25 protein-coding genes and 2 pseudogenes are annotated in these 25,427 nt (G+C 67.9%); 9 read left to right on the top strand and 18 right to left on the bottom strand.

Annotated features, from left to right (window positions below; translation table 11 throughout):
• The first annotated feature begins 1 nt into the window (after position 1).
• The gene (locus H0X91_RS01785; RefSeq protein ID WP_196432753.1) at positions 2-529 is read left to right on the top strand and encodes a flavin reductase family protein; all 528 of its coding nucleotides are present in this window, start codon (positions 2-4) and stop codon (positions 527-529) included.
• A gap of 36 nt (positions 530-565) precedes the next feature.
• Positions 566-1,516: a SphA family protein gene (locus H0X91_RS01780; RefSeq protein ID WP_196432752.1), complete on the top strand. Its 951-nt coding sequence runs from the start codon at positions 566-568 to the stop codon at positions 1,514-1,516.
• A gap of 279 nt (positions 1,517-1,795) precedes the next feature.
• On the opposite strand, the gene H0X91_RS01775 is transcribed toward H0X91_RS01780, so the two are convergent.
• The 16 genes and pseudogenes from H0X91_RS01775 to H0X91_RS01705 form a co-directional block, all read right to left on the bottom strand.
• Positions 1,796-2,770, bottom strand: a complete 975-nt coding sequence (locus tag H0X91_RS01775; protein WP_006486292.1) for a type II secretion system F family protein — start codon at positions 2,768-2,770, stop codon at positions 1,796-1,798.
• A gap of 36 nt (positions 2,771-2,806) precedes the next feature.
• Positions 2,807-3,394, bottom strand: a pseudogene (locus tag H0X91_RS35410) (type II secretion system F family protein); the annotation flags it as partial.
• Positions 3,395-3,486: 92 nt separating this feature from the next.
• A pseudogene (locus H0X91_RS35405) lies at positions 3,487-3,784 on the bottom strand (type II secretion system F family protein); the annotation flags it as partial.
• Positions 3,785-3,819: 35 nt separating this feature from the next.
• Positions 3,820-5,187: a CpaF family protein gene (locus H0X91_RS01765; RefSeq protein ID WP_006486287.1), complete on the bottom strand. Its 1,368-nt coding sequence runs from the start codon at positions 5,185-5,187 to the stop codon at positions 3,820-3,822.
• An 18-nt stretch (positions 5,188-5,205) separates the two neighbouring features.
• Positions 5,206-6,414, bottom strand: a complete 1,209-nt coding sequence (locus tag H0X91_RS01760; protein ID WP_034204009.1) for an AAA family ATPase — start codon at positions 6,412-6,414, stop codon at positions 5,206-5,208.
• Between the two features lie 22 nt (positions 6,415-6,436).
• Positions 6,437-6,880 (bottom strand): TadE/TadG family type IV pilus assembly protein, encoded by a 444-nt coding sequence (locus H0X91_RS01755; protein WP_006498094.1) that lies wholly within the window; start codon positions 6,878-6,880, stop codon positions 6,437-6,439.
• The gene (locus H0X91_RS01750) at positions 6,877-7,413 is read right to left on the bottom strand and encodes a TadE/TadG family type IV pilus assembly protein (RefSeq protein ID WP_196432751.1); all 537 of its coding nucleotides are present in this window, start codon (positions 7,411-7,413) and stop codon (positions 6,877-6,879) included. Before H0X91_RS01750 ends, H0X91_RS01755 begins: the two co-directional genes overlap by 4 nt.
• A 13-nt stretch (positions 7,414-7,426) precedes the next feature.
• Positions 7,427-8,698: a pilus assembly protein TadG-related protein gene (locus H0X91_RS01745; protein WP_006486279.1), complete on the bottom strand. Its 1,272-nt coding sequence runs from the start codon at positions 8,696-8,698 to the stop codon at positions 7,427-7,429.
• Positions 8,699-8,723: 25 nt separating this feature from the next.
• Entirely contained in the window at positions 8,724-9,020 is a 297-nt protein-coding gene (locus tag H0X91_RS01740) for a hypothetical protein (RefSeq protein WP_006486293.1), read from the bottom strand.
• Between the two features lie 20 nt (positions 9,021-9,040).
• Positions 9,041-10,975: a type II and III secretion system protein family protein gene (locus tag H0X91_RS01735; protein ID WP_043205887.1), complete on the bottom strand. Its 1,935-nt coding sequence runs from the start codon at positions 10,973-10,975 to the stop codon at positions 9,041-9,043.
• Positions 10,976-11,079: 104 nt separating this feature from the next.
• The gene (gene cpaB / locus H0X91_RS01730; RefSeq protein WP_034204006.1) at positions 11,080-11,919 is read right to left on the bottom strand and encodes a Flp pilus assembly protein CpaB; all 840 of its coding nucleotides are present in this window, start codon (positions 11,917-11,919) and stop codon (positions 11,080-11,082) included.
• Positions 11,920-11,954: 35 nt separating this feature from the next.
• On the bottom strand, positions 11,955-13,355 hold the full coding sequence (locus H0X91_RS01725; RefSeq protein ID WP_196432750.1) for an ATP-binding protein: 1,401 nt from the start codon (positions 13,353-13,355) through the stop codon (positions 11,955-11,957).
• A 54-nt stretch (positions 13,356-13,409) separates the two neighbouring features.
• Positions 13,410-13,949 (bottom strand): A24 family peptidase, encoded by a 540-nt coding sequence (locus tag H0X91_RS01720; RefSeq protein WP_006483615.1) that lies wholly within the window; start codon positions 13,947-13,949, stop codon positions 13,410-13,412.
• Between the two features lie 28 nt (positions 13,950-13,977).
• Positions 13,978-14,196, bottom strand: a complete 219-nt coding sequence (locus tag H0X91_RS01715) for a Flp family type IVb pilin (RefSeq protein WP_006498088.1) — start codon at positions 14,194-14,196, stop codon at positions 13,978-13,980.
• 82 nt (positions 14,197-14,278) lie between these two features.
• Positions 14,279-14,470, bottom strand: coding sequence for a Flp family type IVb pilin (locus H0X91_RS01710; protein WP_006483622.1), 192 nt, complete (start codon positions 14,468-14,470; stop codon positions 14,279-14,281).
• Positions 14,471-14,610: 140 nt separating this feature from the next.
• Positions 14,611-14,802 (bottom strand): Flp family type IVb pilin, encoded by a 192-nt coding sequence (locus H0X91_RS01705; RefSeq protein WP_006483618.1) that lies wholly within the window; start codon positions 14,800-14,802, stop codon positions 14,611-14,613.
• A gap of 1,052 nt (positions 14,803-15,854) precedes the next feature.
• Here H0X91_RS01705 and H0X91_RS01700 point away from each other — a divergent pair.
• The 6 genes from H0X91_RS01700 to H0X91_RS01675 all read left to right on the top strand — a co-directional run bounded on the left by H0X91_RS01700 (position 15,855) and on the right by H0X91_RS01675 (position 21,338).
• The gene (locus tag H0X91_RS01700) at positions 15,855-17,093 is read left to right on the top strand and encodes a glycosyltransferase family 87 protein (RefSeq protein WP_012493711.1); all 1,239 of its coding nucleotides are present in this window, start codon (positions 15,855-15,857) and stop codon (positions 17,091-17,093) included.
• Entirely contained in the window at positions 17,090-18,469 is a 1,380-nt protein-coding gene (locus H0X91_RS01695) for a glycosyltransferase family 87 protein (protein WP_059723830.1), read from the top strand. Before H0X91_RS01700 ends, H0X91_RS01695 begins: the two co-directional genes overlap by 4 nt.
• A 24-nt stretch (positions 18,470-18,493) precedes the next feature.
• Positions 18,494-19,537: a glycosyltransferase family 2 protein gene (locus H0X91_RS01690; RefSeq protein ID WP_196432749.1), complete on the top strand. Its 1,044-nt coding sequence runs from the start codon at positions 18,494-18,496 to the stop codon at positions 19,535-19,537.
• Positions 19,538-19,550: 13 nt separating this feature from the next.
• Positions 19,551-19,934: a GtrA family protein gene (locus H0X91_RS01685; RefSeq protein WP_006498083.1), complete on the top strand. Its 384-nt coding sequence runs from the start codon at positions 19,551-19,553 to the stop codon at positions 19,932-19,934.
• Positions 19,935-20,229: 295 nt separating this feature from the next.
• On the top strand, positions 20,230-20,733 hold the full coding sequence (locus tag H0X91_RS01680) for an inclusion body family protein (RefSeq protein WP_006483191.1): 504 nt from the start codon (positions 20,230-20,232) through the stop codon (positions 20,731-20,733).
• Between the two features lie 65 nt (positions 20,734-20,798).
• Positions 20,799-21,338, top strand: coding sequence for an AidA/PixA family protein (locus H0X91_RS01675; RefSeq protein ID WP_058903896.1), 540 nt, complete (start codon positions 20,799-20,801; stop codon positions 21,336-21,338).
• Positions 21,339-21,410: 72 nt separating this feature from the next.
• Here H0X91_RS01675 and H0X91_RS01670 read toward each other — a convergent pair whose 3' ends face one another.
• Both H0X91_RS01670 and H0X91_RS01665 read right to left on the bottom strand, forming a co-directional pair.
• A complete protein-coding gene (locus H0X91_RS01670) occupies positions 21,411-22,352 on the bottom strand; it encodes an ABC transporter substrate-binding protein (RefSeq protein WP_058903895.1) in 942 nt (313 codons plus the stop codon).
• A 96-nt stretch (positions 22,353-22,448) separates the two neighbouring features.
• Positions 22,449-23,570 carry a TauD/TfdA family dioxygenase gene (locus H0X91_RS01665; protein ID WP_006498081.1) on the bottom strand — a complete coding sequence of 374 codons (1,122 nt, stop codon included), beginning with the start codon at positions 23,568-23,570 and terminating at the stop codon, positions 22,449-22,451.
• A 405-nt stretch (positions 23,571-23,975) separates the two neighbouring features.
• Between H0X91_RS01665 and H0X91_RS01660 the strand changes: the two genes are divergently transcribed.
• A complete protein-coding gene (locus H0X91_RS01660; RefSeq protein WP_060214033.1) occupies positions 23,976-25,421 on the top strand; it encodes an MFS transporter in 1,446 nt (481 codons plus the stop codon).
• Positions 25,422-25,427 lie beyond the last annotated feature (6 nt).

The raw sequence follows: 25,427 nt of genomic DNA, 5'->3' as shown, positions 1-25,427 counted from the left end.
CATGGAAACGACCGTTACCGACCGCGCGGCCCTCGACCCGATGCAGTTGCGCGCCGCATTCGGGCAGTTCCCGACCGGCGTCACCGTGATCACCACGTGCGCGGCCGACGGGCGCAAGGTGGGCCTCACCGCGAATTCGTTCTCGTCGCTGTCGCTCGATCCGCCGCTCGTGCTGTGGAGCCTGCGCAAGGTCGCGCCGAGCCGCCCGCATTTCGTCGCGGCCACGCACTTCGCGATCAACATCCTCGCGCACGACCAGATCGACCTGTCGCGGCGCTTCGCGACGCCCAGCGCCGACAAGTTCGACGGCGTGCCGCACGTCGCATCGGAGAGCGGCGGCGTGCCATGCCTCGCCGGCGCGAGCGCGCGCTTCGTGTGCCGCAACGTCGGCCACTACGCAGGCGGCGACCACCTGCTCTTCATCGGCGAGATCGAACGGTTCGACGCATTCGGCAAGGCGCCGCTCGTGTTCCATGCCGGCCAGTATCGCGCGATCACCGATCATCCCGATCTTTTACGTTCCTTTTAATTAGTCATACAAACTAATAACCAGAAGGTGGTGAACATGAAAATCGGCTCTCGCCTGCTCGTCGCCTCAGGCTTCGCGATCGCCGGCCTCGCCGGCCCCGCGCGGGCGGCCGACCTGCCCGCGGTCAACCTCGGCATGACCAGTTTCCTCGACGGGATGCCGCCGGCCGGCGCCGGCTGGTACGGCACGCAGTATCTGCAGTACTACACGGCCGGCCGCGTCAACGACAATGCGGGCAACAAGGTCGGGTTGCCGAAGCAGGACATCGACCTGTTCGCCGGATTGAGCCAGCTCGTCTATCAGTCGCCGCTGACGTTCGCGGGCATGCATCCGGGCCTCGACGTGATCCTGCCGTGGATTGCGTCCGCGCGCACCGACGACGGCATCGGCAACGTCGCGCTGAATGCGCGCGCCGGCTTCGGCGATCTGCTGATCGGCCCGTTCATCCAGTTCGACCCGGTGATGGGCGCGCAGGGCCCGCGCTTCGCACAGCGCGTCGAATTCCAGTTCATCGTGCCGACCGGCGCGTACGATCCGTCGCGCGCGATCAATCCCGGCAGCCATTTCTGGTCGTTCGATCCGTACTGGGCGGCGACGCTGTGGCTCACGCCGAAATGGACCGTGTCGTGGCGGCTGCACTATCTGTGGAACGCGACCAACCATCAGCCGGCCACGGCACTCGGCCCGGACGTGACGTCGACGCAGGCCGGCCAGGCGCTCCACGTGAACTTCGCGACCGAGTACGAAGTGCGGCCCGGCCTGCGGCTGGGGCTCAACGGCTACTGGCTGCGCCAGACCACCGACATGAAGGCCAACGGGCAGGACGTGCCGGGCACGCGCGAAGCAGTATTCGCGATCGGGCCAGGGGCGATGGTCAGCTTCTCGCCGCACGATCACCTGCTGTTCAACGCGTACTTCGAGACCTATGCGCGCAACCGGCCGCAGGGCACGCGGATGGTGCTGCGCTACGTGCATCACTTCCAGTGACGCGCGGCGCGCCGGCTGCCCCGCTACGGGGCGCCGCCGCTTCAACGGGTTAGCAGTAGGGGGCAGCCGTGAAGGCGGTGGACTACGGCTTGTTCCATGGCCGACCATGGGTCCAGGATGCATTGACGCCGCTATGGTCGACCTGTCTCGCGGCGCCGCCTGGGGAGGGAGCCTCCATGAAGCCTGTTGCCGTGCCGGCCGCCGGATGGCCAGCGGGTGGCCCGGGGGCCGGCACATCCAGCCTTTATCGATGCGCGCGAAGCCGCATCCGCGCGCCGCTCACTGCGCGATGCCAACGAACGTCGGCAGCAGCACGCGATAGACGTGAATCATCGCCGGGCCGAGCAGCACCACCATCAGCGCGGGGAAGATGCAGAAGATCAGCGGGAACAGCAGCTTCAGCGCGATCTTCGCCGCCCGTTCCTCCGCGCGCATCCGGCGCCGCGTGCGCAGCATGTCGGACAGCACGCGCAGCGATTCGCTGATGCTCGTGCCGAACCGGTCGGCCTGGATCAGCATCGCGCAGAACGACTCGATGTCCTCCACGCCGGTGCGCAGCGCGAGATTGCGCAGCGCCGTCTCCTTCGTGAAGCCGGAGCGCATCTCGAGCAGCAGCAGGTCGAGTTCGCTCGCGACCACCTCGCTGCGAAACCGCAGCTCCTCGCTCACCTTCATCAGCGCCGCGTCGAGCCCGAGCCCCGCTTCGACGCACACCGTCAGCAGGTCGAGCGCGTCCGGGAAATCCTCGAAGATCTTCTGCTGGCGCACCTTGACCCGCTGCGACAGCACGACGTTCGGGATGTAGTAGCCGATCCCGGCGAGCGCCACGAGGATCACCGACAGCAGCGCGCGCTCGTCGCCAAGCGACGTCGTGATCAGCACCAGCAGCGCCGCGCACGGCAGGCCGAGCGCGAGCATCGTCTTCGCGGTGAAGTACAGCGCGGCCGCGCTCGGGTTGCGCCAGCCGGCATTCATCAGCCGGATGCGCAGCGGCGAATTCTCCCAGCCCTCCTTCGGCACCGACAGCTTCGAGATCGGGGTGGACAACTCGACCAGCTTCGCGACCCAGCGCGACGCCAGGTCGTCGCCGTCGCCGGGGCCGGCGATGGCGCCCGCCCCGGCGCCGCCCGCCTGCTCGATCCGGCGCTGGATGCTGCGCGGCGCGAACAGCAGCATCGCGACGAGCACGCCGCCGGCCACGAAGATGAACAAGCCGCCCAGCATCACGGCCTGGACCACGCTCAGGTTTTGCATGACAACCTCGCAACGGTTCGTTATTCGGCTCGCGCGTCAGACGCGAATGCGGACGATACGGCGGATCCAGAACAGGCCGAACAGCATCGACACCAGCATCGTGCCGACCATCCGGATCCCGGCCGGATCCTCCCAGAGCACCGACAGGAATTCGCGGTTCAGCAGCGCCATCACCGCCGCGGTGCCGAACGGCAGCAGCCCGAGAATCCACGCGGACAGCCGCCCTTCCGCCGACAGCACGCGCACCTTGTCGAACAGCTTGAAGCGCTCGCGGATCAACCCGGCGATGCTGTCGAGCAACTCGGCCAGGTTGCCGCCCGTCTCGCGCTGGATCAGCACCGCGATCACGAAGTAGCGCAGATCCTGCACCGGCACGCGCGTCGCGAGGTTCATCAGTGCGTCGTGCAACGACACGCCGTAGTTGACCTCGTCGAACGTGACGCGGAATTCGCCGCCCATCGGTTCGGAAAACTCGTCGCCGACCATCCCGAGCGTGCTCGTGAACGAATGACCGGAACGCAGCGCGCGCGCGATCATGTCGCAGATGTCCGGCAATTGCCGCTCGAGCTTGCGCATCCGCCGGGCGCGGCAGCGCAGCACGTACAGCATCGGCAGCCAGCCGGCGAACAGCGCGAGCGGCACCGCGGCGAGCTGCGGCAACCGCATGAAACTCGCCACGAACCACGTGAGCGCCGCGAACGTCGCGCTGAGCGTGATCAGCTTCGGCAGCGTCCAGTCGAGGCCCGACTGCTGGATCACGAGATCGAGCGTATGCACGCGCGGCAGGCGCAGCAGCAGCCGGTCGAACGGCTTCGACTCGTCGAGCATCCGCTTCTTCAGGATCGACAGCCGCTCCTGCTGGACGTTGCCGCCGGCCGACATCGCACGAATGCGCGATTCGATCCGGCGCGCGGCGGTGCCGTGCCGCGCGTTCCACCATTGATAGATGCCTTCGATCGACAGCACGACCGCGACGAAGGTGAGAATCACAAAACCGTAAAAGATCGCATTCATGAGGCCTCTCCCCGGCAGCACACGGCGCCCTGGCGTCAATCCGTCTCGTAACGCACGGACGGGTCGTACAGCGAATCCGGCAGGTTGATGCCGAACGCCTGCAGCCGCTCGACGAACTTCGGCCGCACGCCGGTCGCGCAGAAGTGGCCGCGCACCGAGCCGTCGCGGTCCACGCCGGTTCGCTTGAACGTGAAGATCTCCTGCATGTTGATGATGTCGCCTTCCATTCCGGTCAGCTCCTGGATGCTGATGATCTTGCGCTTGCCGTCGGTCAGCCGCGCCGCCTGCACGACCACCGAGATCGCCGACGCGATCTGCTGGCGCATCGTCTTCGGCGGCAGCGTGAGGCCGGAGACGCTGACCATGTTCTCGAGCCGCGTCAGCGCGTCGCGCGGCGTGTTCGCGTGAATCGTCGCGAGCGAGCCTTCGTGGCCGGTGTTCATCGCGTTGAGCATGTCGAGCGCTTCGGCGCCGCGCACTTCGCCGAGGATGATCCGGTCCGGGCGCATCCGCAGCGCGTTGCGCACCAGCGTGCGCTGCGTGATCTCGCCCTTGCCCTCGATGTTCGGCGGGCGCGTTTCAAGCCGCAGCACGTGCGGCTGCTGCAGTTGAAGCTCGGCGGCGTCCTCGATCGTCACGATCCGCTCGTTGCGCGGAATGAAGCCGGACAGGATGTTGAGCAGCGTCGTCTTGCCGCTGCCGGTGCCGCCCGACACCAGCACGTTCACCTTCGCGCGCGACAGCGCGTCGAGCAGCTCGGCCATCGGGGGCGTCAGGCTGTGGAAGCGCACCAGGTCGTCCATCTTCAGCGGATTGACCGCGAAACGCCGGATCGACATCAGCGGTCCGTCGATCGCGGACGGCGGGATGATCGCGTTCACGCGCGAACCGTCCGGCAGCCGCGCGTCGACCATCGGGCTCGATTCGTCGATGCGGCGCCCGACGCGCGACACGATCTTCTCGATCACCTTCATCAGGTGCGCGTCGTCGTAGAACGTCACGTCGGTCAGTTCGAGCTGGCCGCAGCGCTCGACGTAAACCTGCCGGTAGGTGTTCACAAGGATGTCGGAAATGCCGGGGTCGCGCAGCAGCGCCTCGAGCGGGCCGAAGCCGAACATCTCGTCGTACACGTCGATCGCGAGCTGGCGCCGCTCGATGTCGTTCGCCGGCAGGCGCTCCTCGTCGAGGATGCGCGCGATCAGCGCGCCGATCTCCATGCGGACCTGATCCTGGTGCAGCCGCGACAGGCGCTCGAGCTCGACGCGCTCGAGCACGGCCAGGTGGATTTCGCGACGCAGCTTCTGGTATGCGTCGCGCACCGACGAATGCGCCGGGCCGGCCGGTTCGTTGCCTGCCGCCAGCGGCTGGGCCCGGTGCAAGGACATCTGTTCGCGCAATGACATGATGATTCCCCGAAAGAATTACATCGACTTGAGCTTCGGCGTGGCCTTGCGGCCGAACAGCCGGGACATCAACGGTTCGCTGTGCGTCGCGCTGCGTCCCGCGCGCACGTCGCCGTCGACGAGTTGCTTCGCGCAGCCCTGCAACGCACGCGCGACCGCCGAGCCGCGCGCGAGCCGCGACACCGGATGGCCCTGGTTGATCGCTTCGAGCACGGTCTCGGCGTCGTCGGGAATCGTGCAGGCCGCCTGCAGGCCGAGCACTTCCTCGAGCGCGGTGCGGGTCCGCTCGCTCGCGCGCGTCGCGCGGTTCACGATCAGCCGCAGCTGGTCGGTCGAGTAGCCGAGCGACACGAGGATCTCCAGCAGCCGGCGGCCGGCGCGCACGTGCGGCATCGCGGGCTGCAGCACGATCTGGATCTGGTCGCTGCGATCGAGCGCGACCATCGACAGCGGGTTGATGCCGACGCCGACGTCGAAGATCACGAAGTCGTAGCGCGGCGCGGCGACGCCGAGAATCCACTCGAGCGCGTCCTCGCGCATCTCGGCGGCCTTGACCGGGTCGCCGGCGCCCGCGAGCACGTGGAAGTTTTCCGTCACGTGCGCGACGCTCGCGTCGAGAAACGCGCTGTCGAGCCGCTCGATCTGCGCGCACAGCTGCGGCAGCGTCGACGGCGGGGTTTCGTCGCTGACGAGGAACGCCGCGTCTGCGAACTGCTGGTTCACGTCGATCAGCAGCACGCGGCGCTTGAAGCCCTCGGCGATCTCGAACGCGACGTTGCCGGCCGCGAAGCTCGTGCCGGCCCCGCCCTTGCACGACATGAACGACACGATCCGCGTGTCGTCGGTATCGCGCCGCGTGCTTTGCGCGGCCGCCCGTCCGAGCGCGTGGCCGAGCGCCTGCGGGTCGAGCGGCCACTGCAGCACGTCGCGTGCGCCGGCGCGCATCGCGTCGAGCAGCACGTGCGGCGACGCGTCGGCCGTCACGAGGATGCAGGTCAGGCCCGCGTGCGCGCGGCAGATGCGCTCGATCGCCGGCAGTTCGGACGGCTCGAGCGACGTGCCGTCGACCAGCAGGATGTCGAACGCGTCGAGCCCGTCGGTGCGATGCTCGATCTGCGACGGGCGGCCGGTCGCACGGGTCGTGCGATAGCGTCCGCAGTCGGCCACGAGACGCGCGATCTGCGTGAGCCGCGCGGTATCGTCGGAAGCTACGAGGATGTTGATCATGTCGTGTGCCTCGTGTGTTCGATTAGTTGCAGGCGGAGCCGCCCGTCGCGGAGCTCAGGCTTTCGCGCGGCAGCGTCGTCGTGAACGGCGGCATCCTGACCGTGACGTTCACGAACGGGATCATGGTCTTGACGGTGACGTTCGTGACGCTCACCGTCACGAACGAGCACGTGTTGATGTCGCAACTCGTCGGCGTGTAGCTGACCGACACGTTCGCGTCCGACAGCAGCGGCAGCAGCGACCGCACGCGCTTCACGACGCCGGCGGCGTTCACGTCGCAGACGACCGCCGTGCGCGCGCCGAGACGCACGGCCTCGCTCGCGGTATTCCAGTAGAACAGCACGCGACCGAATTCGAAGATGCCGATCAGCAGCATGATCAGCACCGACGCGATGAGGGCGAACTCGACGATCGCGACACCGCGCTGGGCGCGCCGGCGTGATGGCGGAAAGCGGCGTGCGTTCATGACACTTGCCTCATCACGGTGACGATGTTGCCGAAGGTGATCGACGGCAGTCCCGGGTACGCGGGAATCGGCTGGTACTTGTAGCCGCTGATCTTCACTTCGACGACGTTGATCGCGCCCGCCGCCGAGCCGCTCGACGAACTGTTGTTGTCCGCGTCGTAGGTCGGCAGGTTCGCGAACTGCGACGGATCGGATGCGTCGCTGCAGCCGGTCGTGTGCTGTGCGTCGCAGATCGTGACCATCGACGTCTTGAGCCCGGGCACCAGCTCGCTGCCGGCCGAGCCGCACGTCGTGCTGCCGTACACGACCAGGCACTGCGCCTGCACCACCGGATACGCGCTGTCGGTCGGCAGCCAGACCGACAGGTAGCGCGCCGCGTCGCGGGTCGCCTTGGTCAGCGTCTCGTACTGGTAGATCGCGCGGCCGAACTCCGCCACGCCGGTCGCCAGCATGATCATCGGCATCAGCACGAGCGCGAACTCGACGGCGACGGCGCCGCGGGCGCGCGAACGACGAATCGACGGCTTCTTCATGATCGTCTCTCCGTTATCGAACGAGCATCGGAACCTGGGTTCCGGACGCGCTGCCGCTGCCGGGCAAGCCGTGCGTCGCGCACGGGTTGTTGCCGGAAACCGACGAGCCGAGGTATTCGAGGTGCGCCACCACGGGGCCGCTGCCGGCGCTGAACGGCAGCGGATCGAGCATCAGCACGCAATCCCATTGCGTGATGTGCACCTTGCCGCTGCTGCCGGACAGCGTCGAGCAGTCGCCCTCCGGCGCGAGCGCGACGCGGCGATCGCCGCCGAACGTCTGGTAGTTGCTCGCCGTCGCCGTGCCGTTGGTCGCGATGCCGCTGCCCGACGGCGGTGCGCCGTCGCCCTGGTAAGGCTTGAAGCTCGCGCGGTCGGCCACGAACTGCGTGTACGCGTCACCCTTGATGCCCGGCGTTCCCGGCGGCCCGTAGTTCGGCCCGACGTACGCGTAGCCGGTGAAGTCGGGCTGGCCGCTCGAGCCGTTCGCGCCGTTCGTATAGATCCCGAAGCGCGTGTTCCAGGCCCGCTGCGCCGCCGACTTCAAGCCCGTGGTGCTCAGGTCCGGGGGGCTCGTGATGTTGCAGGTATTGCCCGACAGCTCGCTCGCGAGCGTCGTCTCGTTCGTCGAGCCGTCGAGCGCCGCCCAGCCGAAGTTGCCGGGCCCGTAGGTCGACGACGACCCGGACGGCGACGAGATCCAGTCGCCGACCTTGTAGGCCGGATCGGACGGGCCGCGGCACACGAACACGGGAATCGCGCAGGTCGTCTGCCCGCCGCCGACGGTCGCGATCGCGCTCGCCGACACTTCCGCCGCATTCGCGAGCTTCGTGCCCGGCAGCACGTTCAGCACCTCGATGAACCAGTGCGCGATGTTGCTCAGCGTCGCGGTGCACTGCACGTACTTGATGCTCGCCGGCTTCGTGACCGCGCTCTTGGTCAGGAACGGGTTGGTCAGCGAATCGCTGAACGTGACGTTCGCATTCGTCGACATCTGCACCGACGTCTTCTGGAAAAACACGAAATTCAGGTGACCGGCGGCGATGCCGTCGGCCTCGGCCACCGACAGGCTGATCGCCGAAGTCAGGTCGCGCGCGGCGGACAGCGCGCAGGCATCGGCGCTGTTCTGCAGTTCGCTGCGCGTAACGTACAGCTTGCCAAGATCCAGCGCGAGCCCGACGAATCCGATCATCACCGCCAGCGAAAGGCCGACGATGATCGCGACGGCACCGCGCTGGCGATGCAGGCCGCGACGCGTGACTTTCGGATGGCGGGCTGCGCTGTTCATGGCGTTCTCCCTGAGCGTGGTGTCGTTACTGGGTAGCCTTGCCGATGCCGATCACGAACGCATTGGCGGGCGGCACGGTCTGCTTGAACGACTTGTCGTAGTTGTCGAGCGCGGCCGCGGCGGCACTGCCGTCGATCCCCGATGCCGACGCCGGATGCTCGCCGGCATGCGGATCGATGATCTGGGCCTGCATCACGGTGCGGACCGAGTCGCCGAAGCGGCTGTCCCACACCGGGGTCGACGACATGCAGCCGGCAAGCGCGAACGCGAGCGGAACGGCGAGCGCCGCGCGGCGCACGAATACGAGGTAGGCGGATTTCATGAGCTTCCCCTTGGATGGCTTCAACGATCGGTGGACTGGGGTTCCGCGCCGGCGCGCGCGATCTGCGCCTTGGGCGCCGCCGCGATCCGGTGCTTCGGGCGCGCCGCCGGCTGGGCCGACGGTTCGGCGCCCGCTGCCGCGAGGCGCGCGGCGGCGGCTTCGATGCGCGCGACACGCGCCGCGGTGGCCGGGTCGGGCTGCGGGCCGGCGGCCGCGACCGGCGCCGGCGCCTTCGGCGGCTCGGCCGGCACCGGCGGCTGCACGTCGGCGTCTTGCGGAGCACGCGGCGCGGGCAGCGCGGCCGGTGCGACCGGGGCTTCCGATTGCGGCGCCGGCGCGGGCGCCGGGGCCTGGGCCGGGGTCTGCGGGGCGGCGGCCGCGCCGTTCGCGGGTTGCATCGGCTGCGCGCCTGCCTTGCGCACGCCGCCACGGCCTTCCATGTTGCCGGTCGCATACACGTCGACTTCGTTCGGCTTCGAGAAGCTGTCGGTCGGCAGCGCGACGTCCGCGGTCTGCAGCGGCTTCACCAGGTGCGGCGTGATCAGGAAGATCAGCTCGGTGCGATCCTGCTGGAACGACGTGCTGCGGAACAGCGCGCCGAGCACCGGCACTTCGCCGACACCCGGGATCGCCTTCAGCGCGCCGGTCGCGTTGTCCTTGATCAGCCCGCCGATCGCGAACGATTCGCCGTCGCTCATCTGCACCGTCGTCGATGCGCGCCGTGTCGTGATCAGCGGCAGGATCGACGTGCCGCCGATGTTGGTCGCGCTCAGCGTGACGCCCGTCTGCGACAGCTCCGACACTTCCGGCGCGACCTTCAGGCTGATCCGGCCGTTGGCCAGCACGGTCGGCGTGAACTTCAGCGCGACGCCGAATTCCTCTTCCTGCAGCGTGATCGACGACGTGCCGTTGCCGCTGCTCTGCGGGATCGGGATGAAGATCTTGCCGCCGGCGAGGAACGTCGCTTCCTGGCCGCTGATCGTCACGAGATTCGGCTCCGCGAGGATCTTGACGAGGTTGTCGGTGTTCTGCGCGTCGGCCGCGATGCTGAACGGCCGGTTGTTCGCCTTGTTGAACACCGCGCCGCTCGCGACGCCCGCGAGCAGGTTGCTGACCAGCGCACCGCTCCACGAACCGAAGCCGCCCTGGATGTTGAATGCGCTGCCCATCTGGTTGATCAGCGTCTTCGACACCTCGGCCACCTTCACCTCGAGCATCACCTGCTGCGGCGACGTGACGTTCAGCATGTTGAGCACGCCGCCGCCCTGCTTGCCGCCACCCGCCGCATCGCCCGCGCTGTCGCCGTACGCATGGGCGATCTGCACGGCCTGCTGCGCGGCCTGCGAGCTCGACACGGTGCCGGCCAGCACGATCGTGCCGGCCGCGGTCGACACGTGGATGTCGCGCTCGTTCGGCATCAGCTGCAGCAGCGACGCCTGCAGGCCGCCGGCATCCGCGCCGACCGCGACGTCGATCACGCGGCACGCACCGCTCTTGCCCTGCACGATCATGTTGGTCGTGCCGACCGCGAGCCCGAGGATGTACAGCGTCTGCGGCGACACCATCGTCGCCTGCGCGACGGCCGGATTGCCGATCGTCCGGTTGCGCACCGGTTCCGGCATCGGCACCAGCAGCGACTTGCCGAGCGGCACGGCGACGCTGGTCGATTCGCGCACGGCGCCCACGCAGTTCGGCCCGCGCAGCGGCCCCGCCGATGCGGCGGGCGCGGCGGCCGGCACCGGCGCCATGCTGATCGTCATCTGCATCGGCCCCTTGCCGACCGCGGCCGGCGCGCTGGCGCCGCCCTTCGTCAGCACCGCCGATTCGATGCCTTCCTGCGCGAGCGCGCCATACACGGTCAGCCATCCCGAACAGAGGATCGCGGTCATCATCGTGCCCCGTGCGACGCGTGTGCGCAGTGGGCCGGTACCTGTGCGTTGCGGTTTGATCTTCATTTCGTCTGATCCCCCGAGAGACCGGCGCCGTGCCGGTTATCGACTTCCAAGGCCGCCGCGCGTTGCCGGCGGCCGGTTTGTTGGTCTGGCTGGTTCGATCTGCTTCAGAAACATTCGACGCTGCCCTTCACGCCGGTCAGCACGCCGACGCAGTCGCGCCGCACTTCCGGCGCCGCGTGCGAGGCGACGTGCACGCGGACCGGCCGTACGTGGACAGGCGCCGGCGGCGCTGCCGGTGCGGGCTCCTTGCCGAGCAGCGTGAGCTTGGTCGCACCGTCGGTGTTCAGCGTCTTCTGGTCGACCTGGTTGCGCAGCACGAGCGACAGCGTGCCGACGCTGCGCGCGAGGTCGAGCCGTTCGGCCTGGTCGGGCGTGACTTCCAGCGTCACCGCGTTGACCACCTTCGGCGCCGTGTCGTCGCGGCTGACCTGCTGCGCGACGGCGAGCACGAGGATGTGCTCGAGCACAATCTTCGAGATGCTCTGCCCGTCGGTCTTGCCCTGCTGTTCCTGCGTGTTGACGATCACGTCGACGTAGTTGCCCGGCAGCGCGAAGCCCGCGACGCCGACCACGTCGTTCACGCGCACCGTGATCGCGCGGCTGCCGTCGGCGATCACCGCGGACAGCCCGCCCTTCGTGCCGACCGGCGCGAGCTTCGATTCGATCACCGGCTCGCCGCGCGACAGGCTGGTGCGCACGACGCGCCCTTCGAGCGCCTTCGTGTCGGTGAACGCGCCGGTCGGCACGCTGCCGGACGGCCAGCTCACCATGTGGATCTGGTTCGGCCCGAGCGGCTCGCCCAGGTTCAGGTCGGTGGTGGCCACCGCGACGGACGTGACCGAACTCGTGGATGTCTGCATCAGCCAGTGGGAAGCGAATACGACCGCGGCAAGACCCGCGATCATCGCGACGACCAGCATCATGACCGCTCGACTGTTTTTCATGGCAATGCTCCTCGACGAATCGTGAAAGAAACCGCTCAACCGGTGACGAACGTCCGGCCTCCGCGCTCGACGGGCGGTGGATGGCCGCCGTCCCGTTCAGGCGCCGCGCCGAAGTAACTCGCCCACGCGTCGTACAGCGCGTCGTGCGTCACCTCGGGCGGATCGCCGCGGTAACGCGCGCCGGCGGCCACGAGGCGCAGCAGGTCCGCCGGAAAGCACGCGAGAAACGCCTTGCCGGTCGGCAGATGCAGCCGATGCAGCAGGAACTCGAACGCATCGCTCGCCGACACGAGCCCGAGCGCTGCGCAAGCGGCGTCGTACACCGCGCGGTAGTCGTCGATCGACATCGCGCCGACGTGCAGCTTCGAGCCGAGGCGGCGCATGAACGCGTCGTCGCAGAACTGCTCCGGCGCGAGGTTGCTCGAGAACACCGGCCACACGTCGAACGGCAGCACGAAGCGGTTGCCGGATTCGAGCGTCATGAAATCGACGCCGCGATCGAGCGGACGCAGCCAGCGATTGAGCAGGTCGCGCGGCTCGACGCGCTGGCGACCGAGATCGTCGACGACGTACATGCCCATGTTCGCCTTCATGTGCGGCGGCGCCTGATAGAAGCCGGCCGCTTCGTCGCGCCGCAGGTCGAGCTCGTCGAGCGTCAGCTCGCCGCCCGACATCACGACCGGCCGTTCGCACAGGCGCCACCGGCGATCGACCGACTGGCCGGCGCCCGCGGCTTCCGCGTCGACGTGCACGAGCGGGTCGTAGACCTGGATCACTTCGCCGGCCGCGCAGATCGCGTACGGCACCGGCACGCGGCCGTGCATCAGCGCGCCGAGCCGTTCGGCGAGAAAGGTCTTGCCGCTGCCGGCCGGGCCGTAGATCAGCAGCGGCCGTGCCGCGTTCAGCGCGGCGGCCGCCGCATCGAGCACCGCCGTGTCGATCACGACGCCTTCGAATGCGGCCCACACGTCGCTCTGGCCGATGTGCAGCTTGCGCACCGAATGCGCGGCCACGCTCGCGAGGTACGCATCTAGCGTCACCGGCGCGGGCCCGCTGTAGCCGCTGCGTTCCCGTTCCTCGAGCGCGAGCACGCGGCCTGCATCGGTCAGGCGGAACGTCACGTCGAGATCGGTCGCGCCGCGATGGGTCAACTCGACCAGATGCTCGCGCACCAGGAACGCGAAGACTTCGTCGAGCACCGCGAGCGGCAGGCAGTGCCGCTCGACCAGATCGCCGTACGACGGGCGGCCGAGCACCAGCGTCGACTTCAGCACGAGGCCGCCGACGAACGCCATGCTCAGCCCGGTTTCCGCGAGCGAGCGCGGCGCCGACGGCAGCTGCGCGCCCAGCTTCGTATGGACCTCCCGCGACGGCAGCGGATCGGGCAGGTGTGCCACCTGCGCGTCGCGTCTCGGTTCGGTGTGGTTCGTGTTCATGATCGTTGCGTCCTCGTTGCGTCCTCGTTGCGTCTTCGTGACGGAACCGCCGCGCTATGCGCACGACGCGAACAGCATGCCCAGCGTGCCGGCCGCGATCGCCACACCGTACGGCAGCGTGCCGACCGATGTGATCCCGGCGGGGCCGTCGTCGGCCTCGGCGCGCGCCGCCGGCGAGCGCCGCACGATCAGCGTGCGCACGTTCGCCCACATCTGGCGCATCCGCCCGCGCAGCAGCGCGTAGGCGATGGCGCCGATCCCGCCGGCCAGGAACGTGGCCAGCACGATGTAAAAGGTCATTTCCGCGCCGACCCACGCGCCGATCGCGAGCATCAGCTTCACGTCGCCCGCCGCCATTCCGCGCAACAGGTAGAACGGCAGCAGCAGGCCGAAGCCGGTTGCCGCCCCGGCGAGCCAGCCGAGCACGCCCGCCGGCACGCCGTGCAACAGGCACTGGGCGATCAATGCGCCGACCAGGCCGAGCAAGACGAGACGATTCGGAATGCGACGGGTCGCGATGTCCGTGCTGGCCGCGGCGACCGCGAGCAGCGTCACGCACAACGGAACCGGGTAAGGCGGCGCAACGGGAAACATGGCGAACCTCGCGAATCGAATCGGTGGATCAGGAAACCATGGACAGCGCGGTGGTCACGGCGGTGGTCACGGCAGCCGTCACGGCCGCGGCGATCATCTCGTACGCAGCGCCGAGCGAGCCCTTCAGCGTGACGACGCTACCCAGTACCGCGATGGCGAACATCGACGCGAGCAGCGCATATTCGATCGACGTCACGCCTCGTTCGTCGGCGATCCAGCAACGTGCGACACGCATGATGGCTTGCATGATGGTCTCCGGTTTCCGGTTGGTCGGATGGCCGGGGACGGCTCGAACGCTGCACCAGCCGAGCCGTCCGCGGCACGCTCCATCAGATGCCTGCCACCGCCGAATCGAGGTCGGCCGCGATCGTGCTGAACACGGTCTTGAGGTCCTTCCCGATGGTCGACAGCGCGAGGATGATGCCGACTGCGATCAGCGCGGCGATCAGGCCGTATTCGATGGCGGTCACGCCATCTTCATCGCGAACGAAACGGCTGGCTTGTTGAATGAGCTTGGACATGGTGATCTCCTTGCGTGGTGACTTTCAAAATCCTCGCGCACCGGCTGGTCGGATGACCGTGCTTCGATACGTCGAGGAATGTCGTTGATGCCGTGTGGCGCCGACGAACGATTCGAACGAGCCGTTCGTCGTACCGTCCATCAGATGCCTGCTACCGCCGAGTCCAGATCCGCGGCGATCGTGCTGAACACGGTCTTCAGATCCGTACCGACCGTCGCCAGCGCGGCGACGATGCCGATCGCGATCAGCGCGGCGATCAGGCCGTACTCGATGGCCGTCACGCCGTCCTGATCCTGGACGAACCACGCGATCTTTTCGATGATTCTTGACATGAGCATTCTCCTTTCGGACTGCTATGAAATACCCTTCGTCGGTCAGGACGTCGGGGGGTGGGCACCACCGGCACTACTCGAAAAATCGGAAGCCGACGATCAGTCGCGGCAACGGGGTGGACCAGCGTTGTCCGTGCGAACGGGTATCGGCGAGGCGGAGCATGAGAGACGCGTGTACGGTTCGACCGGCCGGATGAACCGGACGAGTCGATCGACCGGAACGGCGCGACGGCCGTTCGACGCATGGAATCCAGTTGAACGGGAGATGAACTCCCGGCAAAGCTGCAGTGTGTCTTTAACGCGGCTTGCGATCCGCGACGTGCTGTGGTCTTTCATTTTTATTCCCCATGTACTGCCATGCCGATTTCTTATTGCCCTGAATCCACCGGGTCTCTTGGGTCGTTCGACGACGGTTGCCGCGGTTGATCGGACTGGAGCTGCGTGTTCCCCGACGCGCTCCGGACTGTCTGTTCCGCAGGTGATTCGCGAGCCGGTTCCTCTGCTGCCTGCCGGAACCGCCCGGTCGTCACGTCGTCGACTGCCGTGCCAACGCTTACGCAAAGAGCGGACCATCCCGGTCGGAATCGAGACGCATCAAGGGTTTCAGCGATATATGCAAACCTCCGCCAAACGCCCGACCGCCGAAATGTTTCAACTTTGATATATACGGTTCGGGCGCATGCGGCCGGCACGAAAGCCCGTCGTGGCGCTGCACGAAGGACCTAAAAAATTTTCTCGGGATTTTCCCGAACGCGGCAGACCGCCCGCGCGCTGCGGGTTCGGCGGCACGCACAGCCGGTAAAAATCGCGGAATGTTTCAGGCCAGAAACACGAATCCCGGCGGCGGCGTTTTCTCATACCAGAAATGGCGGTTTTCACCCGAATCGCTGAACACATTAAATGCCGGCCGGCCGTGCGTGGTTTGCATCACGCGATTTTTTCTTCAACAATGAATTCACCGGACAACGCCATTTCAGAGCGATTCGATCCGCAGGCACCACAACATCAAACGGCCGCGACAGACCACGCGGCCACACGACAGACGGGGCATCATGTACACAGCCAATCGTGGAACGCGCGATCGCGCAATACGCTGTGCTCAATGGCTGACGGCCGACCGGATCATTCCGTACAGCTGCATCATGCTGATGCTCTTCGCTGCGCTGCTGATCGTCTGGGCGGTCGTGACCGACGGCTTCACGTCGAACGCCACCGCCCGCCCCGGCACCGACTTCTCGGTCTTCTGGACCGCATCGCATCTCGTGTTGCAAGGCCATGCCGCGGCGGCTTACGACACGTCCTCATTCCTGCAGGCCGAGTTCGCGCACTTCGGTGCGTATCTGCAAAACCGGCCGCTTCCCTGGCTCTATCCGCCGACGATGCTGCTGTTCATCGCGCCGGTTGCCCTCGTGCCTTTCCTGCCCGCTTACTTCCTCTTTTTCGCGGGCAGTCTTTTATGCTACGCGCTCGCCGTCTCGCGGTTGTCGGGGCTGCGCGCGCATCTTCCCGTGCCGCGCGCCGCGGCGCTCGTCGTCGTCGCGTATTCGGCGGTGTGCATGTCCGCGCTGTTCGGCCAGAACAGCATCCTGACCGCCGGCCTCGCCGCGCTCGCGCTGCATCTGCTCGGCAAGCGTCCGGTCCTGGCGGGCGTGCTGATCGGGCTGCTCGCGATCAAGCCGCAACTCGCCGTCGTGTTCCCGTTCGTGCTGATCGCGACGCGTGCGTGGCGCACCTTCGCGGCGGCGGCGATCAGCGCGACGCTGTTCGCGGCGGCCGGCGTGGCGCTGGCCGGCCCCGCCGCGCTGCACGGCTTGAGTCACGCACTGTCGACGGTACGCGCGCAGCACTTCATGCTCGCGTCGTACTGGCTCGCGTCGCCGACGCCGTTCGCCGCGTTGCGGCTCGCCGGCGCGCCGGTGGCGGCCGCGCTGGCCGCCCAGGCGGCGGTCGCGCTCGTCGCGCTCGCCGCGGCCGTCGACGTCTGGCGCCGCACGCGTGACATGCGGCTGCGCGGGGCGGTACTGGCGGTCGCCACCCTGCTGACGACGCCATATCTGTGGAACTACGAACTGACGTGGCTCGGCATCGCGATCTTCTGCCTGATCGCACACGGCCTCGACGAAGGTTGGCTGCCCGGCGACCAGGGCATTCTCGTGCTGGCGTGGCTGCTGCCGATCTTCGAAATGCTGAACCGGCTGATGAAGCTGCCGCAGATCGGGCCGGTCGTGCTGCTCGCGGTGCTGTTCGTCGTCGTGCGCCGCACGGCGCTCGCATCCCGGAGCGCACGATGAAAGCGCCGTCGTTCGCCCGCCACGCGCATTCGGCCGCCGACGTGCATCCGGAACTCCCGATCGCCGGCCCGCGCCGCCATCCGCACTGGCTCAACCGCGATCGCGTGCGCCTCTACGCGGCCGCCGTGCTGCTGACCGAGCTGCTGTTCATCGCGATCTACCTGACCCGCGTCCTCCTGTCGCGCCACGGCGCGCTGGAACCGCTGTCGCAGGACTTCTCGCCGGTCTGGAGCGCCGCGTGGCTCGCCGCGCACGGTCACGGCGCGGACGCGTGGCATTTTCCCGCGCTGTTCGCGGTCCAGAAGCTCGCGGTCCCGACGATGACGCTCGCGGACGGCACGCTGCCGTGGCTCTATCCGCCGACGATGCTGCTGTTCGTGCTGCCGCTCGGCTGGCTGCCGTACACGCTGGCGGTCGTGCTGTGGCTCGGCATCACGATCGCGCTGTTCGCGGCGACGATGCGCGCCACGGTGCAGCGCGACGCCGCTTGGCTGTGCGCGCTCGCGTTTCCGGGTGCGTTCCTCACGGTGATCGTCGGGCAGACGAGCCTCTTCACCGCGACGCTCGCCGCACTCGGCCTGCTCGCGTTGAACCGGCGGCCCGTCTGCGCCGGAATCTGCTTCGGGTTGCTGACGATGAAGCCGCAGCTCGCGGTGCTGTTCCCGCTCGCGCTGCTGTGCGCGGGCCAATGGCGCGCGCTGGCCGCGTGGGCCGCGACGATCGCCGTCAGCGTCGCGCTCGCGACGCTCGCGTTCGGGATCGGCCCGTGGCTCACGTTCATGCACGTGATCGGCAACGTCTACGCGATCGTCGATGCGGGCCACGCGAAGCTCGCCCGCATGCCGACGGTGTTCGCGCTCGCGACGATGGCCGGCTGGCCCGCGCTCGTCGCACGCGGCCTTCAGCTGCTGTCGGCCGCGGCCGCCGCGAGCGCCGTCGTCTACGCGTGGCGCGGCGCGTGTTCGTACGCGCTGCGCGCCGCGACCCTCGCGTGCGCGTGCCTGCTCGTCAGCCCGTATCTGTACGACTACGACCTCACGTGGTACGGCATCGTGATCGCGTGGTACGCGCGCTATGCATGGACGCACGGCTGGCGGCACTTCGATCGCGAATGGCTGATGCTGCTGTGGCCGATGCCGCTCGCGGGCCTCGCGATCGTGCCGCACCTGTCGTTCCAGTTCATGCCGCTCGTGACGCTCGCATCGCTCGCGCTGCTCGTCAGCCGCATCGCCCGGGAAAGACGCGACGTGCCGTCGCTGCCCGACGCGCGCGACACCTCGACCGAGACCGGGTTCACCCACCCGCTCCGACCGCACCACCGCCCGGCGCACGGCATGCGCCGCACCGGCCGCCCGACGCTCGGCGCCGGCCGGTAAAGCGCCATCACAAGGGGAATCATCATGCGGGAACCCATCTACACGCCGCTCGTTTCGCTGGTCGTGCCGTTCTACAACGAAGGCGAAGCCGTCGAACGCTTCTTCGACGTCGTGATTCCGTTGCTGAGCGCGATCGACGCGATCCGCTTCGAGATCGTCTGCGTAAACGACGGCAGCCGCGACGACACGCTGGAACGCCTGGTCCGGATCGGCGCGGCCGAACGGCGCGTGCGCGTCATCGACCTGACCCGCAACTTCGGCAAGGAAGCCGCGCTGACGGCCGGCCTCGACGAAGCCGCGGGCGATGCGGTGATCCCGCTCGACGCGGACCTGCAGGACCCGCCGAGCCTGATCCCGGTGATGATCGGCCACTGGCGCGACGGCGCGGAGGTCGTCGCGGCCAAGCGCAGCAACCGCGCGTGCGATTCGTTCGCGAAGCGCACCGCCGCCGCGATCTACTACCGCGTGCACAACCTGCTGTCGGACGTGAAGCTGCCGGAGAACGTCGGCGATTTCCGGCTGATGGACCGCAAGGTCGTGAACGCGCTGCGCAACCTGCCCGAGCGGCACCGCTTCATGAAGGGGCTGTTCGCGTGGGTCGGCTACAAGACCGTGATCGTCGAGTACCAGCGCGATCCGCGCAGCGCCGGGCACTCGAAATTCTCCGGCTGGAAGCTGTGGAATTTCGCGCTGGAAGGCATCACCAGCTTCAGCACCGTGCCGCTGCGCAGCTGGACCTACATCGGCGTCGGCATCGCGGCGCTCGCGTTCGTGTACGGTTCGTTCATCATCCTGCGCACGCTGCTGTTCGGCAATCCGGTGCTCGGCTACGCGTCGCTGATCTCGGTCACGCTGTTCATCGGCGGCATCGAGCTGATCGGGATCGGCGTGGTCGGCGAATACGTCGGGCGGATCTACGACGAATCGAAGCAACGGCCCGTCTACCTGATCCGCCGCCGCTACCAGGCGCACGGCAAGGTGATCGAACTGCCGGTCGCGCGCGACGCCCGCCGCCAGCCGGCCCGCCGGCGCGTGCAGCCGGTCCGGGCGCGCATCGGCGCGCGCTGAACGCGCGCTCGCCATGATCGGGCTGCTGCAGGCCGAGCGCACGCGGCTCGTGCGTTTCGGCGTGTCCGGGCTCGGCTCGACCGCGCTCCACACGCTGGTCGCGACGGCGCTGTTCGCGCTGCGCGACGCGACGCCGGTGACCGCGAATGCCATCGCGTTCCTCTGCGCGACCGCGTTCTCGTATCTCGCGAATACGCTGTGGAGCTTCTCGTCGACGGTGCGCCCCCGCAACGCGCTGCGCTTTCTCGCGGTCACGCTGGCCGGCTTCGTCGAGACGATGCTGCTCGCGCGTGCCGCCGAGGCGCTGGGTGCGTCGCGCGCGATGGGCGTCGTCGCGATCGCACTGCTGATCCCGCCGACGACGTTCGTGCTGCACCGGCTCTGGACCTACCGGTAAGCAGCCGCCTTCCCGCCCCCGCCGATAATCGGTCGATCGATTAACAGATTCGATGTCGCGATATTTATGTCACGCATCGACCCGATTGATTCCGATTTTAAAATTAACTCTAAAAATCATTTTCCCGACCTGTTTACTTTTACAGCTTCCATGATTAACCAAACGGACTAATCTGCATTAGCCGTCGCCTCCGCACGTGCCGATACCGGCGCAAACCCTTGCCTCACAAGGCGATGGCGGCTGCACGAAGCAATTCGCGCAACGATGATTCCCATTACTTCAAACGGGAGCTTCTATGTCACGCGTTACCGATGTGCTCGTTTCGTTCGATACCGAAACCATTCTCAAAAAATATCCGAATCCCAGCAAGAATCCGGCGGCGCCGACACTGATCGACTGGCGCTATGTCTATATGGTGACCAACCAGGACAACGTCATTTCCGGGCAGGCGGGCGGCGAGCTCGACCTGAAGGCGCAGGTCGGCGACCTGATCCGCTGGCGCGAAACGAGCCTGTCGCTGGGCTTCGAAAACCAGGTGGTGTTCTACAAGTTCATCGGCAACGTCGGCAACGACCTGATCTCGACGCCGACGCCGCGCGTCGCGGAAGCGTCGATCCCGGTGCCGAACACCAGCAAGCCCGAAGTGCCGACGTGCCAGAAGGTCGCGAACTACTACTGGTCGTCGGAATGCCTGAAGGTCGGCCGCGTGACCTACCACTTCCAGTTCCAGATCATCGATCGCAACTGCCAGAGCCAGGGCTGCTTCTCGTGGGATCCGTTCATCTCGATCCATAACTGATCGCGGCACGCGGGCGGCCGCACGACGGCCGCCCGTGCCGCTCCCTTGTTGCGGAGGACGTGCTCATGTCTGGTGTTCGTTGCGATGGTCTCGCGATCGTCGACGCCGTCACGCTGCTGTCGGCCTACCCCGATGCGAGCCGGGACGCCGACGCGCCGACCGTGATCGACGGCCGGCACATCTACGTGTTGCGCCCCGGCGACGCCGGGCAGGTCGGCCACAACGACAACCGGCTCTTTGCCGGCCTGTCGCCCGGCGACCAGCTGCATTTGCGCGAAACCGCGCTGGCGCTGCGTGCGGAAGTGACCGTGCTGTTCATCCGGTTCGCGCTGAAGGACGCCGGCATCGTCGCGCCGATCGAAGCGGAAATCCGCGACGCCGCCACCCCGGTGCCGGACGGCGACGACCTGCTGCATCCGTCGTGCCGGCCGATGAAAGACCATTTCTGGCGCAGCGAGGTGCTGGCCCCGGGCATCACCACGTGCACGGCCGATTTCGCCGTGCTCGATCGCGACGGCGCCGTATCGGGCTACTTCCGCTGGGAAACGGCGATCGAGATCGCGGGCAGCCGGCCGGACACGAAACAGGCCGGCGTCGAACCGTAGCCGGATCGCAACCGCCGTTTCACGGTGCAGCCGAACGGCGGCCGATCACGCAAGCGCCGCCGCGTGCCGTGTTCAGGTGCGCGGCAACCCCGGCGGATTGGTCTGCGACCGGTCGATCGCCTCGGCATCCAGCCGCCAGTGATCGAGCGCTTTCCGATAGCTGCCGTTCGCGATCAGCGCATTGATCGCGAGCGTCAGCGGCTCGGCCAGGCCGCTGCCCTTGCGGGTCGTGATCGCGATGTCCGCGGTGCGCGGCCAGCCGCCGCTGACGGTGCCGATCAGCTTCGCATCGCCGCGCAGCGACGCTTGGTACGCGAGCATCGAGTTCACGCTGAAGATCGTGTCGACCCGGCCCGACTGCAGCGCGACCCACCGCTCGGCCGCATCCGCGTAATACTGGATCTCGACCGGCGCGAGGCCGCGCGCGACGTTCTGCCGGTTCCATTCGAGCAGGATCTTTTCCTGGTTCGTGCCCGAATCGGTCACGACGCGCAGCCCGGCGACATCCTTCGGCTCGCGGATCGCGGCCAGCCTGCTGCCGGTTTTCACGTAGAAGCCGAGTTGGTCCTTGCGGTAGGTCGAGAAGTCGAACTTCTCCTTGCGCTGCTCGGTGACCGTCACGTTCGAGATCACCGCGTCGACCTTGCCGGACTGCAGCGCGAGCGGCCAGTCGGCCCACGCGAGCGGCACGATCTTCAGCTTGCGGCCGAGGCTGTCCGCGATCAGTTGCGCGAGATCGGGATCGAAGCCGACCACCGTGCGCGCGTCGGTCGCATAGGTACTGAGCGGCGGCAGGTTCGGTGCGATGCCGATCGTCAGCGTATTCGCTTCGGCAAACCGGAAACCGGCCGGCAACGCCTGCTCGACCGCCGGGTTCACGGCGCCGCGCTGCCGGGCCGGCTGCTCGGGGCTCAGGTCGAACGACGCGGCCTGCGCGGCGAAGGCGCTACCGGCGATCAGCGCGGCGGCCAGCAAGCGGGCAACGTGTGTCACGGGAAAAGCGCGGCTTCTCATGTCTGGTGGAATCCCTTTTTATTCGATGATGCGTGGCGCACGCGCGGGCGGCGGTTCGGTGACGTTGCGCGTACCTTGCCGCCCGGCCCGGCTCCTTTATGCAGGCGTCGCTTCGAGTTCGACCGCGGCCGCACGCCGCGGCGCCGGTTGCACGACGGGCGCCGGCTGCCTCGCCTGCGCCGACTCGCCCGCATACAGCGCCTTCGGGTCGAACACGCGCGCCTGCAGCGGCGTGAACGCACGGAAATTCCACAGGCTGCGCGCGACGAACACACGCTGCACCCAGCGGAACGCGCGATCGTTCTCGTCGTACTGCGGGTCGAAGCGGTCGCGCGAATGCAGCGTGAAGTGGTTGTTGATCAGCACCAGCTTGCCCGGCGACACCTGCACGCCGAACGACACCTCGCGCACCGCGCGATACAGGTTGGCCAGCGCTTCCTGCGCGCGCGGGTTGACCGCCAGCACCATGTCCGGATAGAACGCGACCGTCACGCGCGGCGCATCGAGCGGCCCCGACAGCACGGCGCTCAGGTCGGTGTTGTCGCGCGGCGTCGGCGCCGCGCCGCGCCACCGGTACGGCACGCGGATGATGTAGTGCTCGCCGTAGAGTTGCGCAATGTCGTCCGGCGACAGCAGTTGCAGCGCGCGACGCGCATCGGCGAGCCGCGTGTACGGGCCGCCGCCCGCCTCGCTGCGCACGCCGAGCAGCAGCAGCGCGAACGGCGACGTGTCGCCTTCCGGCATGTGCGCCTGCGCGGCGTTCTCGATGTGGAAGTCGAGCTCGACCTCGGACCCCAGGCCCGTGTAGTCGCGCGCGGTCGCCTTGTGCGGGGTCAGGTTGTTCACCAGCTCGCGGCCTTCGTGCGCGATCGAGTACGGCTCGCCGGCCAGCGTGCTCAACGCGACCAGCACGTTCTCGCTCAACACGCCGGCCTTGAACGAGCGGCCGGTTTCCTCGAACCGCGGGCTGCCCGTCACGCCGTCGTCGATCGGCAGGTTGTCGATCTCGATCGAGCCGTGCGCGTCGGCGGTCGGCGCCTTCGCCCGATCGAATGCGTCGACGACCCGGTCGGGAAACGCGTTGTAGGCGAGCTTGCGGACCGCGCTGATATAACCGGCGCCGCCGGCCGGGTCGTAGTCGAGCGCGCCGAGCGTCGTGCGGATATGAGCGGATTCCACTGCCGTCAAAGCGATGCGTTCATCTGCGAGATAGGTCATAGGTCTCTCGTATAAAGATCTGGTTCGAAGAGCGGCGTGGCATCACCGCCGCGCTCCACCGTCCTCGGGGCGAAGCGCTCGACAAGACTAGGAGACCGTCATTGCATTGCGAAATGATATTAATTCGATTGCAAACGAAAATTATCGATATAAGTTCAGCAATCCGGGCGGAACCGGTTCACGTCGTTTGCACCTGCCCTTAACACGAATACTTGTTAAAAAATCGCTGCTTATTATTTGTATTCGCCAACGGGTCGATGCTAGTTTTCTGTCGGATTCGACGATTCAGCCGGCGTCCGACGGGCAGCCGGCTTCCTCTATCCGCCCTACGGGAACCCGCCAGATGAATCGATACCGCCTGCCGCACCCGACGTCGCACACGTCCGGCCCGCACCGGGAGCCGCGATGAACGATCGCGCCCCGGCGCTCGACCGCGTCGACCATCCACCGGCCGCCGCCGCTGCGGCTGCGCCGCATACGTCGCTGCGCGCCATCTTCCCGACCGTCGCGGCCGCGAGCCTGGGCTTCGCGATCGTCCAGCTCGATGTGACCGTCGTCAACGTCGCGATTCCGAGCCTCGGTCAGGCGTTCGGATCGAGCGTTCACGGGCTGCAGTGGATCGTCGATGCGTACACACTGTCGTTCGCCGCGCTGCTGCTGACGTCGGGCACGCTGGCCGACCGCTTCGGCAGCCGCCGGCTGTTCGCGTACGGTCTTGCGCTGTTCCTGCTCGCGTCGCTCGGCTGCGCGCTCGCGCCGTCGCTGGCGGCGCTGGTCGCCGCGCGGGTCGCGCAAGGCGTCGGCGCCGCGATGATCCTGCCCACGTCGCTCGCGCTCATCACGCATGCGTGCGCCAACGACGCCGCCGCGCGCGTGAAAGCCGTCGCGTGGTGGAGCGCGACGGGCGGCGCGATCAGCGCGGCCGGCCCGACGCTCGGTGGCCTGCTGATCGATTCGCTCGGCTGGCGCGCGATCTTCTTCATCAACCTGCCGATCTGCGCGCTCGGGCTGTGGCTCACGCTGCGCCACGTGCGGGATTCGGCCGCCGCGCGCACCCGGCTGTTCGATCCGGCCGGCCAGATCGTTGCGGTACTCGTGCTCGGGTTGCTGACGGGCGGGATCATCCGCGCCGGTGCGCACGGGATCAGCGACCCGTATGCGGCCGGTGCGCTGCTCGCGTCGGTCGCACTCGGTGCGCTGTTCGTCGCGATCGAACGGCGCGTGGCCGCGCCGATGCTGCAGCTCGCGTTCTTCCGGATCGCCCGCGTGCCGGGCGTGCTCGCGATCGGCGCGATCACGAATGCGGCGTTCTACGGGCTGATCTTCTCGCTCAGCCTCTATTTCCAGAACGCGCGCGGCTTCACGGCGACCGAATCGGGGCTCGCGCTCGCGCCGCTCACGATCATCATGCTCGCCAATATCGCGAGCGCACGGCTCGCGGTCCGCTACGGGTTTCGCGCGACCGTGATCGTCGGGCTCGCCGTGTCGCTCGCCGGCTACGTGTGGCTGTGGCAAACGCTCGCCGCGCACACGCCGTATGCGCTGCTGGCGCCCGGGCTCGCGGCGATGGCGGTCGGCGGCGGCATCGCGATTCCCGCGCTGACGTCGACGCTGCTCGGCAGCGTCGAGGCCGGCCGCTCGGGCACCGCGTCCGCGATTCTCAATACCGCGCGCCAGGTCGGCGCCGCGATCGGCGTCGCGGCACTCGGCGCGCTGGTCGCCGGCCAGGGCGCGGCCATCGTGGCCGGCGCCGCGCATGCGTTCGCCGTCGCGGCCGTGCTCGTCGCGATCTGTGTCGTGCTGGCCGTGCGCTGGCCCCGCGACACTCCCGTTACCGGCACGCGGGCCTGAGCGCGC

It is taken from the genome of Burkholderia sp. 9777_1386, assembly GCF_015712265.1.
Classification (GTDB): Bacteria; Pseudomonadota; Gammaproteobacteria; order Burkholderiales; family Burkholderiaceae; genus Burkholderia; species Burkholderia cenocepacia.
This window is presented reverse-complemented; position numbering and strand designations above follow the sequence as displayed.